The organism is Glutamicibacter sp. Je.9.36 (assembly GCF_051129975.1).
GTDB lineage: Bacteria > Actinomycetota > Actinomycetes > Actinomycetales > Micrococcaceae > Glutamicibacter.
Genome location: NZ_JBCPSN010000003.1, coordinates 23,982 through 39,742 on the forward strand (window position 1 = coordinate 23,982; position 15,761 = coordinate 39,742).

Here is a 15,761-nt window from a genome sequence, read left to right on the forward strand (position 1 = left end):
TCCGTTCCCGGTGCACCGCTGCTAGGGAACGATAACGCAGGTCCCCAGCAGCCCTTGGCCGCGCGGCCCTTCGGCGATCCAGCGTCCGCTCATCGATGCGAGAGCATGCTGCGCGGCAACCGGTCCCGTAGCCCGGATTCCGGCGTGGAAACGGCGGGACTGCGCATCGACGCGAATCTCGCATTCCAGGAAATCCAGCCACTGCCTGGTCAGCGGGAACCACGCCTTGAAGACGCTTTCCTTGGCGCTGAAAATCAGCCGATCCCAGGCGATGTGCGGATGGTGCGCCGATAGCTCGGCGGCCATCGCCTGCTCTTCGGGAAGCAAGATGATGTCGAGGATTTCTGCCGGCAGCGGAGCATGCAGTTCGGCGTCGATGCCAAGGCCGCGAATATCGCTGGTGGAGGCTACTGCCGCTGCACGGAAGCCAGCGCAATGGGTCATGCTCCCCACCACTCCAGCTGGCCAGATCGGTGCCCGTTTTTGATCTGGAACCAAGGCAACGCCCGCATGGCCCAGCTGTGCCAGCGCTCGGCGAGCGCAGACACGGACGGTACGGAATTCCTGCTGCCGCGCAGGCACCGCCTCGGCGATGTACCGTTCTTCTTCCCTATAGGATCGGCCGTCTTCCAGCTCGGAGCGCGACTGGACCACATGCACCGAAGACGGCAGCAGCTCTGCGAAGATATCGTTGCCTTCCATCAGAAGCGCGAAGATCCGCCAGCGCCGGAGAAGCTTCCGCCACCAGAGTATCCGCCGGAGACTCCGCCCGACGAGCTGGCTGCTTCACGCGACTCGGCCACTGCGCTGACGCCCGCGGAATATCCGTGGTGGTAGCCACCCACGCGCCAATACATCGATGCGGGATTCAAAACGTCCAGGATGGTGCCGGAACGGCCGTCATATGCCCCGGATTCGTAGCGGGATTTCTTCAATGCCGATTGCATGTCGGCCTTCTCTTCGGCACTTTCCGCATACACTTCGATTTGAGCTTGGGCGAAGATATCCAGCTTCTCGGTCAATTCGGCACGCAACGCCGATAATCCATCGAGCGCTTGATCCACCGTGATCGATTCTTCCTTCAGCTGCACTGACAGTTCGCCGAGCTGCGTGGTTGCCATTTCCCGGTAGGAAGCCAAGGCGGCCGCGCTGCCCATCAGTTCCGGCTCTACGTCGTTGAGCAACTCCCTGATCTCGTCCAGGTCCTCTTCTAGCGGCTCGGTCTGTGCATGCCACGCCTCTTCCCAGGATGCTGAACGGGTATAAAGCGCCGCCGCGGCAATGATGGCGTCATCGGTCAGGTCCAGGGACTGCGCTGTTTCGCGGAACTCCTTGGCGAAGCGAACGCCTTCGGAGCCGGACCGTTCCTTCTTGCCCGAGTCTTCCAGTGCCTGCTGCGCTTCAAAACAAGCACGGTATTTGGCCATGAACTTGGTGAAGCGCTGCTCCAGCTCGGCTGCATGCTCTGAAGCCGACGGCAGCGTACGAGCCGCCAATTCGGTTTCTTCCAGATCCATCGTGACGTTGGTCAGGTGCAAGGTCCCTTGATGCAGTTCTTCCGCGAAGGTTTTCCGCCGCGTTGACCGAGTGTGCAGTGCGACGCCGCCGATAATGGCAGCCACGAGGCCTCCGACGCCCGTGGATATCCACAAGGCCGGGTGCTGGTACCAGGGCCGATTCATGATCACGGCCGCCTGATCGGCTACCGCAATGACGCCGTCGGTCCACCGGGATAGGTTGAAGTCGTCGTAGCCGGCTTCGTGGATGCTCTCCATGGAGCTCTCTGAGACCTTGCGGTCTTCGCCGAAGTACGTGCCGATCTGTCCATCTCCTTCTCCTTCGATGGACAAGGTGATGATGAACAGGCCGTCGGCCCAGTAGTCGCCGTAGTCTTCGGGCTTCCCGGATATCCATTCCGGATGGGATGACTTGGCGTATTCCAGCGTCTTGGTGTTGATGTCATCGGAGTATTCTCCGTTGCGGGCGTAGATTGCCACATCCGTGGGCTCGTTGAAATCGAGCTCGTCCAGTGCATCACGCAGCCGCTGCTCATTGAGCTTGCCGGTGGAATCCTCGATGGTGACCGATTCCAGGTTCTGCCCGGCCACGACCTGCACACCGGTGGCAGCTTGCGCGGCAGGCAGGGCGCCAGCCAGCCCCAGGGAAAGTGCCGCTGCGGTACCGGCTATTCGAATGCTCCGGGTTCGTGGGCCCACGATGCGTCTCCTTCTTTCGAGTTCCGGGTTATCTCCGGCTGATGGCCTTTCTCCTATCCTAGCGAGCCGGGGTGTGGCATCGATCATCCTTAAGGCGGCTTTCGGCGCATTGGGGCCGCAACGCGCTTGTTCCAACCGGGATTCGCCGAAAAGTGATGGATTCCTCAAGCAGGTGCGTTGCATGCCTATTCATGCCTAATCAACGGATGGGAATCCTCCGGGCATGGGAGGAAAAAATGATCGATTGGTTTGAACTGGACAGCACCGCACCAAATTCGGGGCTAAAATTGCAGAATGACTAGCATTGACGATTCCGGGGCATCCGTCCTTTCAGAACCAGAGCGCGAGATCCTCACTTGGGACACCTTCGGTGAAGCTTCCCGCGAACTGGCACAGACCATTGTCGACGACGGCTTCGAGCCGGACATCGTTCTGGCAGTAGCACGAGGCGGCCTGCTGCTGGCCGGCTCGATTTCCTACGCTCTGGGCGTCAAGGCCTGCGGTGCGCTGAACGTGGAGTTCTACACCGGCATCGGCACCGTCCTGCCGGAGCCAGTGGTTCTTCCTCCAATGCTGGACGATGGCCACCTGCGCGACAAGAAGATCCTGATCGTTGACGATGTCTCCGACTCCGGCCGCACCCTTGAAAAGGTTGTCGATCTGGTGTCCGCTTGGGGCGCCGAGGTCAAGACCGTCTGCCTGTACACCAAGCCGCGCACCATCATGGTCCCGGATTACGAATGGCGCCGCACCGACAAGTGGATTACCTTCCCATGGTCGGATCTGCCACCAGTTACCGCTGGCGCAGCCAAGTAAAGTATTTGAATTTCAGCAGGGAACGGCGAGCTTTCGCCGTTCCCTGCTTTTGTTTTGAAGCTACTGCCGCGGGCGCAAGTCCAGGCTGAATCCGGGGCATTGCGGAAAGTCCCCGGTGAAGTCGGATTCCATCCCGAAGGACTCGTAGAAGGCAATTGATTCGGGGGTGGCTTGCCAGTCCAATATCATCGGAACCGTGCGTTGCCTAGCCCAGTGGAAAACTTCTTCAACCAGCTTCTTTCCGGTACCCGTGCGCCTGGCGGCAGGTGCCACAAATAGGTCATGCAATCGGCCAACGGTGAACGGGGCGCGCAGCCCCCGTCCGTAGTCCTGGGCCGCCGCATAGCCCGATAGCCCCTGGACGGATTCGGCAACGCAGATGAACCAGCTGGAATCATGTACCAGCGACTGGAAATTCTTTTCAAAGTCTTCTGCGTCCAGCCCTAAACTCGGCGTAAACAGACGCGCCAGACGGTAGATCTCCGCGGTATCGCCTGATCTGGCGCGACGAATGCTATTCGAAGTAGTACTCATGCATCGATCCTAGAAGGGTTTTCGGTGCGCCGCGTGCGCCCCATGAATTTTTCCCGTTCATTATCATCTTCCGGCAGCGCCTGGCGGAATTCAGCGAAGCGAGGCCATAAGATGTTGGCATGCGAATTGGCAGCCTCAGCGTTTTCGACGACGACGCGCTTCGCGCTGCCAGCCGAATCGAGGCTGCCGCGAACGAGAAGGCACGTCCTGGTTGGCAAGGAATCGGTGTCGAGGCTCGAATGCTCCAGTGGCGTGCCGCTGACGGATGGAGCAAGAACCTCCGCGGCGCTTGGGAAGGTTCTTCCTTACTCGGCTTCTCGGCATCGATGACCCACCACTCCGCTCCCGACACGTCGTGGATCTATGTTTGGGTCGATCCCATCCACCAGTCGCGTTCCATCGGAAGCGCGCTAGTTTCCGCTGCTGAAGAGATTAGCCCTTCGTCGGTGAAACGATTCGTCTCCAGCGCCTACCGCCGCACTTCCGCTGAACTTGGTGCCCTGGAACAGGAATTCGTTGCCCCGCTTGGCTACCACGTAGCTACTACTGAAACCGTGCTGGAGCTGGACCTTGATTCCTGGACTCTTTGGCGCCAAGGAGCCACTCGTGGCTACGAAGTTTCGACCCACGTCAACGGCGTTCCGGAGCACCTGCGAAAACAAGTTGGACAAATCAAGGGGCTCGTAGATGCGCAGGCTCCAAATGGCGAATTAGGCTGGAGCGAGTCAGCGGTTTCCGCGGAAGAATACGCTCAGGAAATCACGCAATGGATCGCCCAAGGTTCCACGGCCATTGAATCCATTGCGCTGGACAAGCACGGTGACGTGGCTGCGTGGACCTGCCTTGTTGTTGCGCCGGCACCGGAGAGCCCTTCGAATATCGAGGGGACGCTCGTTCTTCGCCAGCATCGAGGACATCAGCTCGGGACAGCGGTGAAGGCAGCTAGCCTGGACGTTGCCAAACGCCTGGGGACGATTCACCGGGTAAGAACAAGCAGCGACGACCAGAATACATGGATGCATGCGATCAATGAGAAACTCGGCTTTGTGCCGGTCGAGCATGAAGCGGTCTATCAAAAGAAATGCTCGCCTCTAGGCGGCTGATCCCCTTCCTTGCGGGCGAGCCGCAAATCGCAGCTCCAGCTGATGCAAGTACTTGCGCGGCAGGACCGCGGTCATGAGTGCGCCGCTAGGAAATTCCACCCCGGCCGCGTAGACGTACGGGTCGGTGTCGATCTCAGCACCTGCGGTTTTACTATCCTCAATCTGGACCTCTGCGTGGCCGTTGACCGTCTTCTCGGTCAACATCATCGGCGGTATCGCCGACGATTCCTGAAGCAATCCGAGCTCCTGCCGAAATTGGTTGATAAGTACGTAGTTAGCGTGATCAGTTAACGCTGCGGCCAAAGTCTGACCTGCTTCCGAATCGCGAGTCCAGGTAGTTCTCACAGCTTCGAATAATTGCGGATAGTTCATGCGACGGACGTATTCTTCCAGCCACCGCGGCCGCTTGTACTGGTGAACGGAGCCAGGCACCACCCCTTCGACTGCACCTTGCTCCAAGCCACCCAGGAATTTCGATCGATCATCCGCAGCGTCCCAAAGGGTGTAGCTGACAGACACACTCATATCGCACAGACCATGGTCATCATAGCTGTCTTGAATACTCAGGTATCCCGCATCGTCCACCAGAGGCTGTGCGCGCAGTCCCATTATCGCAACAGGCATGAGCTTGAGTTGTTCTGCTTGTGCTATGCGTGGATCCGGCGTGGCCGCGTCAACACGTCCATCCATTCTCATGCCTTCAGCATGCTCCGATATCTAGTTCTTGTCCATGAATGGGACCTCCAGATAAGCGTTAGGTGCAGGCTTAAATCACCCGAAATTTCCATTCACGTCAGTTTCCAAAGGTCTGGCAGGATAGGCTCATGGCCAATCCAGCGAAATCTCCCACCGAAGAAACCCTTGAAGTAATGAAAATGGCATTAGAACGCCGTGATGAAGTTTTTGCCATAGTGGATCAGGCTACAGACTGGGACACTGCAATAGCTGATCTGGCTAATCTTTTCGGCGTTGATCAATTCCTCTGTGCATCAGTGATGAATTTGCAGATCAGAAACTGGTTGCCTTCATGGCGTGCTCGCGTCGATGAAGAACTGGAAAAACATATGGCTACGCGCATACAGGGATCGGCCCAGTAATTGGAAGAGTTTGAAAGGATTGGAGCGCAAACGTGGATTCGGACATGACTGCCAACTCGACAAGCCAAGAACCCGTTGCAGCGGAATACTCGATTGATCCACAGACGCTGCGTGAAATTGTTACCGACGTTTCAGCTGTGGAGGCAAGAATCCTCCAGCTTGAAGAACTCGGGACACCAGGCGAAGCAGAACGCATCGCGTGGCTGAGAATGACCGGGCGACTGGAAGAAGCCGAAGAGCTGGCATGGAGCTGCCTGCGTCGAAGCGGCTTTGCCAGCCAGGATTTCGCGAGCAGCAATGCACTGCCCTATTCTGGCGTTGCTGCAGCGCTTCGCTTAGCCCATGTTCTGCATTGGCAGGGTCGTTTCGAACTCGCCCAGGCAATCTTTGAGTCAGCGCGAGCGTCTATTCAGAATAGGGACTGCTCCTGCACTGCAGAGAAACACGTCGCCGCCACCCTTGAAGCTTTTGCCCTGCAACACCATGGCAAGCTCTATTTCGACCGGGGCCTGATCGGCCAAGCCCTGGACTGTTTCCGCAGTTCCCTATCCCTAAGGCAGACGCTGAACGCCCCTGAAGATCAACTCGCATCTTCGCGTCTGGCGATAGCAGCAGCGGAATCCCGCATCTAGGGCTGGCCTTGTGCCTTTTCGGGAAAGCTACCGCCAATGAAACAAGTTTGCGCGCGCTTCGTTCCCGCATAGGCTGAACCCATGGGTCCTTCACTGCTGCTAACGCCAATGACCGAGGCGGATGCAGATTTCGTTGCGCGCCTGGCTGCAGACGAACGCGTCATGGCCCATATCGGCGACGGAAGCACCTGGAGCCCGGAGCACACCGCGCAACGCGTGGAACATGCCCTGAGCAGTCCGGAGATCTCCTGGTTTATCGCGCGCCGCCAGAATTCTCCGGTTGGACTTTTCACTGCTACCGAACGCAGGCATGCCACCGAAATCGGCTATTGGATCGCCCCGGAATGCTGGGGCCAAGGCTTGGCGAAGGCAATAGTCAGCGAGGGGCTCGCGCAATTGCAGGAAACCGGTCGAAGCGCATTTATCGCTCGTGCCGAGGCCTCGAATATCGCCTCGCTGAAAGTGCTTGCCCGTTACGGGTTCATCGCGCAGGCGAAGGAAGGCCCTGGGCTCATAACCCTGACACGGGTTCTTCCCACTGTGCCGGTGCCGCCAGCCAGCTAGGGCGTGTAGGTTTCCGATGGGCGGAGCCTATCGGGTGCTTCTTCCTCGACCGTAGCGCTCGGGGTCGCAGGTTCTTCGAGGTGGGTCCCGGCGCCACGCTGGATAAACAGCACCGCTGCCCAGCCTGCCGCGATGAGGACGGCAACGGCCAGGATCCCGAGGAAGAACACCAGCAGCACGGCACCGCATGAACGCATTCCCTTCACTTCAAGCCTCTTCCCTCATCTAGTCGCATTGTCGGGATATCCCAGATCAAGTGTAGTCCTCAACCTGGCCAACCCGGGCATGGCGACAAGGCAAAATGCCCTGCCGCTTCCCGAGCATCAGGAGAGCAGCAGGGCATCTGGCAGGCCAAAAGCCTAGCGCTGGGAAGCGCCGAACTTCTCGGTAGCCGCAGCCACCGCCGCGGCACGAGCCTCGGACGCCTCGTCGGCGGTCAGGGTGCGGTCGGCGGCACGGAACCTCAGGCCGAAGGCCAACGACTTCTTGCCGTCTTCGATGCCCTGGCCCTGGTACACGTCGAACAGCGCGATGTCTTCGAGCAGTTCACCGGCGCCTTCGCGAAGGGCGGCAAGCACATCGCCAGCCACGACGTCCTGGTCGACAACCAAGGCCACGTCCTGGGTAGCCAGCGGCTGGGCGGACAGGTGCTGCTGGGCAACAACCACTGCAGGTGCAGCAGCCATCAGTGCGGCAGCATTCAGTTCCATGGCCACGGTACGTGCTGGCAGGTCCTGGTCCTTGAGCAGCTGCGGGTGCAGTTCACCGGCGTAGCCAACGACCTGCCCGGAAACCTTCAGTACTGCAACACGGCCCGGGTGGAAGGCCTGGTGGCTGCCCTGGGCAACCTCAAGCTCAACGCCGAGGACATCTGCCGCGCAGTGCGCCGCATCCAGCGCGTCGGCCCAGTCCCAGGCACGCGGTGCGAAGCCAGCCGCAGCCGATGCTTCGCGGCCGGTGAGAACCGCGGCCAGGTGCCATGGCTGGTCAGGGACGCCGTTGAACAGTTCGGCCAGGACCTCATCGCTTGGCTTTTCACCTAGCGGAGGCAGAACCGAGGAGCCCAGCTGCGTACCTGGCAGGAAGACGAGGCCGCCTTCATACAGCGCCAGGTCGCGGAAGCCACGGCCGATGTTGCGGCGAGCGGTGTCCAGCAGGCCCGGCAGCAGCGAGGTGCGCAGGAAGCGGAATTCCTTGGAAATCGGGTTGGCCAGCGAAATGGCCTTGACCTCGGTACCGGCTTGCGCAGCGCCAAAGGTGCTGTTCTGCGCTTCGGAAACGAATGGGTAGTTCAAGACCTCGGTCAGCCCTGCATCTGCCAAGCCCTGCAGCAGGCGGCGGCGCTGGGACTGGGCGCGGGTCAGGCCACGGCCCGGAGGGGCCACAGGCAAGGTCGCCGGGATCTTGTCATAGCCGACAACACGGGCTACTTCCTCGACCAGGTCTTCCTTGATGTCCAAATCCGGGCGCCAGCTTGGTGCAGTGACCAGGAAGCCCTCGGCGTTCTGCTCAACGCTCGCGCCGATGCCTTCCAGCGCGGTGATGGTCTGCTCATCGGTGTAGTCCACGCCGATCAAGGCTCCAGCGAAACCTGCCGGCAGCTGGATCTGGGTGTCGGCAGGAATCTGGCCCGCGTCGGTGGCCTTGGCGGTTTCGGTGCCGCCGGCCAGCTGCACCAGCAGGTCCACGGCACGCTGGGCCGCGATCTGCATGATGCGTGGGTCCACGCCGCGTTCGAAGCGCTTGGAGGCTTCAGAAGGCAGCTTGTGGCGACGGCGCGAACGGCCGATGGACACGGTGTCGAAGTGCGCAGCTTCGATCAGCACGCGGCTGGTCGAATCCGAGACCTCGGTGGCCGCGCCGCCCATGACGCCGGCAATGCCAATGGCGCCGGAATCATCGGTGATCAGCAGGTCCTCGACCGACAGCTCGCGTTCCTTGGCATCCAAGGTCACCAGCTTTTCGCCGGCGTTGGCGCGGCGCACGGTAATCGCACCGGCCAGCTTGTCAGCATCGTAGAAGTGCAGTGGCGCGCCGAGTTCCAGCATGACGTAGTTGGAGATATCGACTACCAGCGAGATCGAGCGCATGCCGGCCAGCTGCAGGCGCGAAGCCATCCAGCGCGGGGTCGGGAGGCTCGGGTTGATGCCGGTGACCTCGCGGGTCACGAAGCGGGTGCAGCCCGGTACGCCGTAGATCGGCGCTTCGTCGCGAAGCACTACCTCATGGCCGGCTTCGGTGGCTTCCGAAACGGTCACGATCGATGCGGGATCGGTGAAGGAGGTGCCGGTGGCCAGCGCGTATTCGCGCGCTACGCCGCGGATCGAGAAGCAGTAGCCGCGGTCCGGGGTCACGTTGATCTCCGCCGCCTGGTCATCCAGGCCGAAGAGCTCGAAGACGTCGGTGCCCAGTTCCGGGTCCAGGCCCAGCTTGGACAGGACCATGATGCCGTCGTGGTCTTCGCCGATGCCCAGCTCGCGGGAGGAAGCGATCATGCCCGCCGAGGTGTGGCCATAGGTCTTGCGCGGGGAGATCTTGAAGTCCCCTGGCAGCACGGCGCCGGGCAGGGTGACAACGACCTTGTCGCCTTCCACGAAGTTGTGCGCACCGCACACGATGCCCTGCACGCCCGAGGGGTCGATGCCCTTGCCGGTCAGGGTCTGCTCGGTACCTTCTGGAACCACGCGAACCTGGCACCAGTTGATGGTCTTGCCATTGGAGGCAACTTCCTTTTCCAGGGAAATCACCTGGCCGACCACGATCGGGCCCGAGAGCTCATCGCTTGGGCGGTGGACATCTTCTTCTTCGAGGCCGACCTTGACCAGGTCTGCCATGACGTCTTCAGCCGATGCGTCGGCTGGTACCTGCGCGTACTCGCGCAGCCAAGATAGTGGAATACGCATTGCTTAGATCTCCATCCCGAAGTGCTGGCTGAAACGGATGTCGCCCTCGATCATGTCGTGCATGTCTGGGACATCGTTGCGGAACATGAGCGTGCGCTCGATGCCCATGCCGAAGGCGAAGCCGGAGTACTCTTCGGGATCAATACCAGCTGCGCGCAGCACGTTCGGGTTGATCATGCCGCAGCCGCCCCACTCGATCCAGCGCGGTCCGCCCTTGGCACCTGGGTGCCAGATGTCCAGCTCTGCCGATGGTTCGGTGAACGGGAAGTAGGCAGGGCGCAGGCGGATCTGCGCTTCGGCGCCGAACATCTGCCGGGCGAAGTGCTCCAGGGTACCGCGCAGGTCGGCCATGGTCAGGCCCTTGTCCACGGCCAGGCCTTCGAACTGGTGGAAAACCGGAGTGTGGGTGGCATCGAGCTCATCGGTGCGGAAGGTGCGCCCAGGGCACAGCACGTAGACCGGCACATCGCGCTCGAGCATCGAGCGGACCTGCACCGGGGAGGTGTGGGTACGCAGCACCAGGTGCGCGTCGGCAGGCTCCACGAAGAAGGTGTCCTGCATTTCGCGGGCAGGATGGTCCGGCTTGAAGTTCAGCGCGTCGAAGTTGAACCATTCGGATTCGACTTCCGGGCCCTCGGCGATTTCCCAGCCCATGCCGACGAAGATGTCGGATACACGGTCCTGCAGGACCGAAAGCGGGTGGCGGGCGCCAACGCTGCGGCGGCGGGCGGCGGCGGTGACATCCACGGTTTCTTCGACCAGGATGCGGGCGGCTTCGGCTTCTTCGAGCACGGTGGTGCGGGCAGCCAGGGCCTTGTTGACCCGTCCGCGGGCACCGCCGACGAGCTTGCCGGCAACAGCCTTCTGGGTCTTGTCCAGCTTGCCGATCTGGCGGTTGGCCAGGGACAGCGCGGACTTCTCGCCGGTGTGGGCCAGGCGCGCTTCCTTCAGCTCGTTCAGGTCGCCAGCGGCCTGGATGGCTGCCAGGGCGGCGTCGACCGCGCCCTGGATGCCGGCTTCATCGGTTGGGTGCGGAACATTGGACTCCCCGACAGGAGCTTGTTCAGTTGTCTGATCAGACATGGGATCGATCGATCCTTACTCTTATCTTGTACTTACGCGTAGAACACTTTGCTTCCATTCTATGGCTAAGGGCCCGTGATCGTTTCACCGATGACGGGCCCTTGGCGTGAAGCTTCTTACCTTGAAGCAGGATTGCTGCTCATTAATGCGATTCCTTGGCACCCTTTGGCGCGAAAGCGGCAACGAAGACGAAGGTCAAAACCAGCAGTGCCCCGCCGAATACTGCGGAGTAGAACATGGTGTGGTCAACCTTGGCGGTGGCCTGGTAGGCGGCGGCGCCCTTGATCATGTCGAAGGTGACGGTGTGGTGCTCGACGGTACCCGGGGTGTGCGAGGTGACTGCGCCGGGGAAGGTGACGTGCAGGTTCGCTTCGGTGAAGGAAGAATCCACGGTGGCTTTGTCGCCCGGCATCGAGAAGGAGTATTCCTTCCCGTCATCGCCCAGGTTGATCTCGAAGCCGAAGACGCGGAATGCGTCAGCCAGCTGGACGTAGGTCATCGGGCTGGTGGTTTCAAAGCGCAGGCCGACGTTTTCGCCATCATCGATGTTGCTGTAGCTCCACTGGTCCCCCAGCTGCTGTTCCATCATTTCGATGTCGATCTGGCTCTCGAGGACTTCTTCAAAGCTGACGCCATTGAGCGTCGACTTGTGCAGGGTCAACTGCATGGCCCCGGCGACCTTGTCTTTGCCCAAGACGTTGACTTCTGCGTTCATGTTGACGCAACCAGAAAGTGCTAGGACGGCGGCGAAGGCCAGAGCGATAACGCTCATAAATCGCTTCACGAAAAGTGCTCCTCAAAATATCGGCTATAGGCACAGTGCCAGAAGTTGGCGCGGTAACAAGCTTACGGGTGTTTAGTGCTGCGCCCCGGCACGTGCCTGGGCCAGGCATGCCGCCACGATCGGCGCATCGGCCGGAATCCACGGGACGAGGGCGGACAGCGAGTCATCGAGTTCCAGCCAGGCCAGCTGGTCATGCCCGTCCAGGGTCGCTGGCTCGCCCTCGGTGATCTGGGCGAACCACATGCGCATGGCAGCCTTCTCGTTCAGCTGCCACCCTTGGGGATGCGGGCCTGGGATGGGCGCGCCAAGACGCATCTGCACCCCGAGTTCCTCGCGCAGCTCGCGGTGCACGGCCTGGACTTCGCTCTCGCCGGGTTCGACTTTTCCACCGGGGAATTCCCAGAGCCCGGCAAGGGCTTGAGGGCGGTTGCGGCGCGCGGCCAGGAGCCTGGTGGGCCGGGCGAGGTCATCGACGATGGCCACGGCAACAATTTGCTTGAGTTCAGCTGCCATGGGAGTCCAGTGCGCTCCGATTCGCTGAGCGCTGGGCGCGGGCCGAAGCGTACAGGCAGACGGTGGATGCGGTACCCACGTTCAGGGATTCGGCAACACCGTAGAGCGGCACAGCAACGCGGTAGTCGGCGGCGTCCTTCTCGTGCTCCTCCAGCCCCTGGCCTTCATTGCCGAACAGCCACAGGGTTGGCGCTTCCAGCACCGGCTGGCCTTCTGGCGCTTCGGTGCCCGGCTGGCTCGCACGCAGCACGGCGGCATCCTGCAGGGTGTCCAGGTTGTGGGCAGCATAGCCGTCGGCGGCCAGGATCTGGCTTCCGGTGGTCTTCGCGGCGGCGACCAGGTGGTCGAATTCGATGTTGTTCAGCACCGGTACGTGGAACAGCGAGCCGGCGGTGGAGCGCACGGCCTTCGGGTTGTAGATATCCACGCTGCCCTTGGTCAGGATCACCGCATCGGCTCCGGCGGCATCGGCGGCACGCAGAATGGTGCCGGCGTTGCCCGGGTCCTGGATGCGGCAGAGCACGGCGATCAGCTTCGGCTTGCTGTCCAGCACTTCGCTCAGCTGCGGCTGGGACATGGCGACGACGGCAAGGATGCCCTGCGGGGTCTGGGTGTCAGCCATGGCGTGCAGCACTTCGCCGGTGACGATGCGGGTTGGGACCTTGGCGCTATCGAGCAGCTGCACGAATTCTTCGTGGCTCTCCAGAAAGCCGCCGACAACATAGACGCCCTGGACCAGGTTATCGTCCTCCAGATGGGCCTTGAGTGCTTCGCGTACCGCCTGCGGGCCCTCGACGAGGTATTCGCCGGTGGCTTCGCGTCCCTTGCTCTTGGCCAGACGCGCGATGGCCTTGACTCGTTCGGCGCGTGGATTGGACATCACTTCTGGAGGAAAACTGCTCATGTCTCGAGAATACCGGTAGAAACACGCAAAGGGCGGGTCCGCGCTGTGCGCGGGACCCACCCTTCGGTGTGATCTGTCCTACCTGAGCCTCAGCTCAAAGGTCAAAGGGAGAAGAGATTTACTTCATCTGCTGACGGGATTCGCCGCCAGCTGGTTCGAAGCCTGCAGCTTTGGCAGCTTCGATGGAGTTGAACCAGAACTCGGCTTCGGTCTGGTCGTACCAGGTCGAGCCTGGAACGTGGTACTTGTTCGAGCCAGCGTTGCCCTTGATGATGAAGCCCTCAGGTGCGTCTTCGCCTTCAACGGCCTTGACTACGCCTTCGCCCTCGACGGACTTGGCAGCAGCCTTTGGAGCCTTGGCAGCCTTAGGTGCAGCAACCTCAGCAGCGGCAGCCTTTGGGGCGTTGACGTCAGCTGGAAGGGCATCCTTGGCAAGCTTCACCAGGGTAGCGAAAGCGTTCGAGTCCGAAACAGCCAGCTCTGCGAGCATACGACGGTCAACCTCGATCTGAGCAGCCTTCAGGCCCTGGATCAGACGGTTGTAGGTCATGCCGTTGGCGCGGGATGCAGCGTTGATGCGCTGGATCCACAGGCGGCGGAAGTCGCCCTTGCGCTTACGGCGGTCGTTGAAGCTGTAAACGAACGAGTGGAGCAGCTGCTCCTTGGCCTTACGGTACAGGCGCGAACGCTGACCGCGGTAACCCTTTGCGCGTTCCAGAACGACGCGACGCTTCTTGTGGGCGTTTACTGCCCGCTTCACACGTGCCACGTGTGTACTCCTTCAAGTCAGTTCCCCAGTGCCCGCGATTTTGCGGGATGGGTGAAATCTATGGGTGGTGGGGTATTGCTTCCCCGTATTGCGAAAGGGAGAGCTTAGAGGCCCAGCATCCGCTTGATGGTCTTTACATCGGCCTTAGCGACGATCTGGTCAGAAGCCAGGCGACGGGTAACGCGCGAGGACTTGTGCTCCAGGTAGTGGCGACGGTTGGCCTGCTGGCGAGCGAGCTTACCGCTACCGGTGAGCTTGAAGCGCTTCTTGGCGCCACTGTGAGTCTTGAACTTCGGCATAGCTGCCGTTCTCCTTACGTGCTCCACCCGGTAAAGCACCGGGTGGGGATCATCCGAAGCGGGCCCCGATAAAGGTGACCGCTGTTGTTCTCTTGTAGTTGGACCTTCCCGGAAGAAGATCCTTCACCGTGAACGGTGACGGGCTCGAAAGCCCAACAGGCTTGGCTAGGCGTCGCCTTCAGCTGCCTGACGTGCCTGCTCCAACTTGGCGCGGGCTTCATCATCCATGGAAGCTGCGACATTCTGGCCCTCGGTCTCAGCCGGCGCGTCGGTGCGGATCTTGCGCTTGGCCGCGCTGCGACCACCCGACTTCTGCTGCTGTTCGCGGCGAGCCTCTGCCTTGTTCTTCAGCGGACCAACAACCATGACCATGTTTCGGCCATCGATGCGCGGGCTGGATTCAATGATTCCAACTTCGGCGACGTCTGCTGCAAACTTTTCAAGCAAGCGAATGCCCATCTCTGGACGCTGCTGCTCACGACCACGGAACTGGATCATGGCCTTGACCTTGTCGCCGGCGCCCAGGAAGCGCAGTGCGTGGCCGACCTTGGTCTCGTAGTCGTGGGTGTCGATCTTCAGGCGGAAGCGGACTTCCTTCAAGACCGTGTTGGTCTGGTTCTTACGAGCTTCGCGAGCCTTGACAGCGGCTTCGTACTTGTACTTGCCGAAATCCATCAATTTGCACACTGGAGGCTTGGCGCTGGGTGCCACCTCGACCAAGTCCAGATCGGACTCGAGAGCAAGACGAAGCGCGTCCTCGATACGGACGATGCCTACCTGCTCGCCATTAGGGCCGACGAGACGTACCTCTGGCACGCGAATGCGCTCATTAATGCGTGGATCGCTGATGTGTCACTCCTGAAATTCGTAATCCATGACCGCAAACAAAGAAGGCCCCCGTCTGCGATTGCAGGCGAAGGCCAAAAAGAACGACAAAGCCGAACACGGGATTGCTCCTGCGTAAGCGCTTGGGGAATGCATTGCTGCAATCCTGCCGAAATACCCGGAAGCCTGGAAACGGCGACAGCGGGTGGGAGTTGGCCTCCACTTGCATGGCTCAATACTAGTACGAATCCCTCATCCAGTGCTAGCTGGAGAACTGCGAGAAGTACCGGCATCGAGTCGGTCTGTGACAAGCTTAGCAGTATGACTAACGAAGACACCAACTCGCACCAGCACGCTGTCGACCAGCAGGTGCGCGATATCGCAGAAGTTGCAGCCGTTGAAATCATCACCACGGCCGCCGTCCACCTGATGAGTGCAGCAGCAGTCAAGTGCGGACTTGCAGAGGGCGAAGATGCCAATGAGCTGAAGGATCTCGATGAGGCCCGCAAGCTGATCACCGCACTGGCAGGCCTAGTCACCGCCGGTGCGCCTGAGATCGGCTCGCAGCACGCAGCGCCTTTGCGTGACGGCCTGCGCAGCCTGCAGCTGGCCTTCCGCGAAGCTTCAATCATCCCGGATGCACCAGGCAAGGGCCCGGGCGAGAAGTTCACCGGACCGGTCAACTAGGTAATATTGGCTGAATTTTAAGAGATTAACAT

At 60.8% G+C, this 15,761-nt stretch carries 19 protein-coding genes; 6 read left to right on the plus strand and 13 right to left on the minus strand.

What is annotated here, in order from left to right:
• Positions 1–21: 21 nt before the first annotated feature.
• Both AAZQ98_RS08385 and AAZQ98_RS08390 read right to left on the minus strand, forming a co-directional pair.
• Positions 22–702, minus strand: a complete 681-nt coding sequence (locus tag AAZQ98_RS08385; protein ID WP_434691366.1) for a 4'-phosphopantetheinyl transferase family protein — start codon at positions 700–702, stop codon at positions 22–24.
• Complete coding sequence (locus AAZQ98_RS08390; RefSeq protein ID WP_434691369.1) at positions 702–2,216, minus strand: DUF5129 domain-containing protein; 1,515 nt, start codon at positions 2,214–2,216, stop codon at positions 702–704. The genes AAZQ98_RS08385 and AAZQ98_RS08390 overlap by 1 nt, the downstream gene beginning before the upstream one ends.
• 294 nt (positions 2,217–2,510) lie before the next feature.
• On the opposite strand from AAZQ98_RS08390, the gene AAZQ98_RS08395 reads away from it, so the two are divergent.
• A complete protein-coding gene (locus tag AAZQ98_RS08395; RefSeq protein WP_105658140.1) occupies positions 2,511–3,032 on the plus strand; it encodes a phosphoribosyltransferase in 522 nt (173 codons plus the stop codon).
• A gap of 60 nt (positions 3,033–3,092) precedes the next feature.
• On the opposite strand, the gene AAZQ98_RS08400 is transcribed toward AAZQ98_RS08395, so the two are convergent.
• The gene (locus tag AAZQ98_RS08400; RefSeq protein WP_434691372.1) at positions 3,093–3,566 is read right to left on the minus strand and encodes a GNAT family N-acetyltransferase; all 474 of its coding nucleotides are present in this window, start codon (positions 3,564–3,566) and stop codon (positions 3,093–3,095) included.
• Positions 3,567–3,685: 119 nt separating this feature from the next.
• Here AAZQ98_RS08400 and AAZQ98_RS08405 point away from each other — a divergent pair, with 119 nt between their 5' ends.
• Positions 3,686–4,669: a GNAT family N-acetyltransferase gene (locus AAZQ98_RS08405; RefSeq protein WP_434691374.1), complete on the plus strand. Its 984-nt coding sequence runs from the start codon at positions 3,686–3,688 to the stop codon at positions 4,667–4,669.
• On the opposite strand, the gene AAZQ98_RS08410 is transcribed toward AAZQ98_RS08405, so the two are convergent.
• Complete coding sequence (locus AAZQ98_RS08410; protein WP_434691377.1) at positions 4,658–5,359, minus strand: hypothetical protein; 702 nt, start codon at positions 5,357–5,359, stop codon at positions 4,658–4,660. The two genes, AAZQ98_RS08405 and AAZQ98_RS08410, sit on opposite strands and share 12 nt — an antisense overlap.
• Positions 5,360–5,493: 134 nt before the next feature.
• Here AAZQ98_RS08410 and AAZQ98_RS08415 point away from each other — a divergent pair, with 134 nt between their 5' ends.
• The 3 genes from AAZQ98_RS08415 to AAZQ98_RS08425 all read left to right on the plus strand — a co-directional run bounded on the left by AAZQ98_RS08415 (position 5,494) and on the right by AAZQ98_RS08425 (position 6,962).
• Complete coding sequence (locus tag AAZQ98_RS08415; RefSeq protein ID WP_434691379.1) at positions 5,494–5,766, plus strand: hypothetical protein; 273 nt, start codon at positions 5,494–5,496, stop codon at positions 5,764–5,766.
• A gap of 44 nt (positions 5,767–5,810) precedes the next feature.
• Positions 5,811–6,398 (plus strand): hypothetical protein, encoded by a 588-nt coding sequence (locus tag AAZQ98_RS08420; RefSeq protein WP_434691382.1) that lies wholly within the window; start codon positions 5,811–5,813, stop codon positions 6,396–6,398.
• 81 nt (positions 6,399–6,479) lie between these two features.
• The gene (locus tag AAZQ98_RS08425) at positions 6,480–6,962 is read left to right on the plus strand and encodes a GNAT family N-acetyltransferase (protein WP_434691383.1); all 483 of its coding nucleotides are present in this window, start codon (positions 6,480–6,482) and stop codon (positions 6,960–6,962) included.
• Here the strand turns inward: AAZQ98_RS08425 and AAZQ98_RS08430 are convergent.
• The 9 genes from AAZQ98_RS08430 to infC form a co-directional block, all read right to left on the minus strand.
• Positions 6,959–7,168, minus strand: coding sequence for a hypothetical protein (locus AAZQ98_RS08430; protein ID WP_434691386.1), 210 nt, complete (start codon positions 7,166–7,168; stop codon positions 6,959–6,961). The genes AAZQ98_RS08425 and AAZQ98_RS08430 overlap by 4 nt on opposite strands.
• A gap of 153 nt (positions 7,169–7,321) precedes the next feature.
• Complete coding sequence (gene pheT / locus AAZQ98_RS08435) at positions 7,322–9,865, minus strand: phenylalanine--tRNA ligase subunit beta (protein WP_434691387.1); 2,544 nt, start codon at positions 9,863–9,865, stop codon at positions 7,322–7,324.
• Between the two features lie 3 nt (positions 9,866–9,868).
• Complete coding sequence (gene pheS / locus AAZQ98_RS08440) at positions 9,869–10,948, minus strand: phenylalanine--tRNA ligase subunit alpha (RefSeq protein WP_105661889.1); 1,080 nt, start codon at positions 10,946–10,948, stop codon at positions 9,869–9,871.
• Between the two features lie 142 nt (positions 10,949–11,090).
• The gene (locus AAZQ98_RS08445) at positions 11,091–11,732 is read right to left on the minus strand and encodes an LppM family (lipo)protein (RefSeq protein ID WP_400342868.1); all 642 of its coding nucleotides are present in this window, start codon (positions 11,730–11,732) and stop codon (positions 11,091–11,093) included.
• A 72-nt stretch (positions 11,733–11,804) separates the two neighbouring features.
• Positions 11,805–12,245 carry a (deoxy)nucleoside triphosphate pyrophosphohydrolase gene (locus AAZQ98_RS08450; RefSeq protein WP_434691389.1) on the minus strand — a complete coding sequence of 147 codons (441 nt, stop codon included), beginning with the start codon at positions 12,243–12,245 and terminating at the stop codon, positions 11,805–11,807.
• On the minus strand, positions 12,235–13,149 hold the full coding sequence (locus tag AAZQ98_RS08455; RefSeq protein ID WP_434691391.1) for a TrmH family RNA methyltransferase: 915 nt from the start codon (positions 13,147–13,149) through the stop codon (positions 12,235–12,237). The genes AAZQ98_RS08450 and AAZQ98_RS08455 overlap by 11 nt, the downstream gene beginning before the upstream one ends.
• Before the next feature lie 118 nt (positions 13,150–13,267).
• On the minus strand, positions 13,268–13,918 hold the full coding sequence (rplT, locus tag AAZQ98_RS08460) for a 50S ribosomal protein L20, sunset domain variant (protein ID WP_105658148.1): 651 nt from the start codon (positions 13,916–13,918) through the stop codon (positions 13,268–13,270).
• Positions 13,919–14,022: 104 nt separating this feature from the next.
• A complete protein-coding gene (gene rpmI / locus AAZQ98_RS08465; protein WP_013348480.1) occupies positions 14,023–14,217 on the minus strand; it encodes a 50S ribosomal protein L35 in 195 nt (64 codons plus the stop codon).
• A 165-nt stretch (positions 14,218–14,382) separates the two neighbouring features.
• Positions 14,383–15,033, minus strand: coding sequence for a translation initiation factor IF-3 (infC, locus tag AAZQ98_RS08470; RefSeq protein WP_388023856.1), 651 nt, complete (start codon positions 15,031–15,033; stop codon positions 14,383–14,385).
• 330 nt (positions 15,034–15,363) lie between these two features.
• Here infC and AAZQ98_RS08475 point away from each other — a divergent pair, with 330 nt between their 5' ends.
• Positions 15,364–15,729 carry a DUF1844 domain-containing protein gene (locus AAZQ98_RS08475; protein WP_013348478.1) on the plus strand — a complete coding sequence of 122 codons (366 nt, stop codon included), beginning with the start codon at positions 15,364–15,366 and terminating at the stop codon, positions 15,727–15,729.
• Positions 15,730–15,761: the final 32 nt, after the last annotated feature.

Excerpts from the sequence above, each read along its gene's own strand:
- rpmI (WP_013348480.1), bottom strand. The coding sequence starts at position 14,217 with ATGCCGAAGTTCAAGACTCACAGTGGCGCCAAGAAGCGCTTCAAGCTC.
- AAZQ98_RS08425 (WP_434691383.1), top strand. The coding sequence starts at position 6,480 with ATGGGTCCTTCACTGCTGCTAACGCCAATGACCGAGGCGGATGCAGAT.
- pheT (WP_434691387.1), bottom strand. The coding sequence starts at position 9,865 with ATGCGTATTCCACTATCTTGGCTGCGCGAGTACGCGCAGGTACCAGCC.
- AAZQ98_RS08385 (WP_434691366.1), bottom strand. The coding sequence starts at position 702 with ATGGAAGGCAACGATATCTTCGCAGAGCTGCTGCCGTCTTCGGTGCAT.
- AAZQ98_RS08410 (WP_434691377.1), bottom strand. The coding sequence starts at position 5,359 with ATGGATGGACGTGTTGACGCGGCCACGCCGGATCCACGCATAGCACAA.
- AAZQ98_RS08405 (WP_434691374.1), top strand. The coding sequence starts at position 3,686 with ATGCGAATTGGCAGCCTCAGCGTTTTCGACGACGACGCGCTTCGCGCT.
- AAZQ98_RS08415 (WP_434691379.1), top strand. The coding sequence starts at position 5,494 with ATGGCCAATCCAGCGAAATCTCCCACCGAAGAAACCCTTGAAGTAATG.
- AAZQ98_RS08475 (WP_013348478.1), top strand. The coding sequence starts at position 15,364 with ATGACTAACGAAGACACCAACTCGCACCAGCACGCTGTCGACCAGCAG.
- AAZQ98_RS08395 (WP_105658140.1), top strand. The coding sequence starts at position 2,511 with ATGACTAGCATTGACGATTCCGGGGCATCCGTCCTTTCAGAACCAGAG.
- AAZQ98_RS08420 (WP_434691382.1), top strand. The coding sequence starts at position 5,811 with ATGACTGCCAACTCGACAAGCCAAGAACCCGTTGCAGCGGAATACTCG.
- pheS (WP_105661889.1), bottom strand. The coding sequence starts at position 10,948 with ATGTCTGATCAGACAACTGAACAAGCTCCTGTCGGGGAGTCCAATGTT.
- AAZQ98_RS08450 (WP_434691389.1), bottom strand. The coding sequence starts at position 12,245 with ATGGCAGCTGAACTCAAGCAAATTGTTGCCGTGGCCATCGTCGATGAC.
- AAZQ98_RS08400 (WP_434691372.1), bottom strand. The coding sequence starts at position 3,566 with ATGAGTACTACTTCGAATAGCATTCGTCGCGCCAGATCAGGCGATACC.
- AAZQ98_RS08455 (WP_434691391.1), bottom strand. The coding sequence starts at position 13,149 with ATGAGCAGTTTTCCTCCAGAAGTGATGTCCAATCCACGCGCCGAACGA.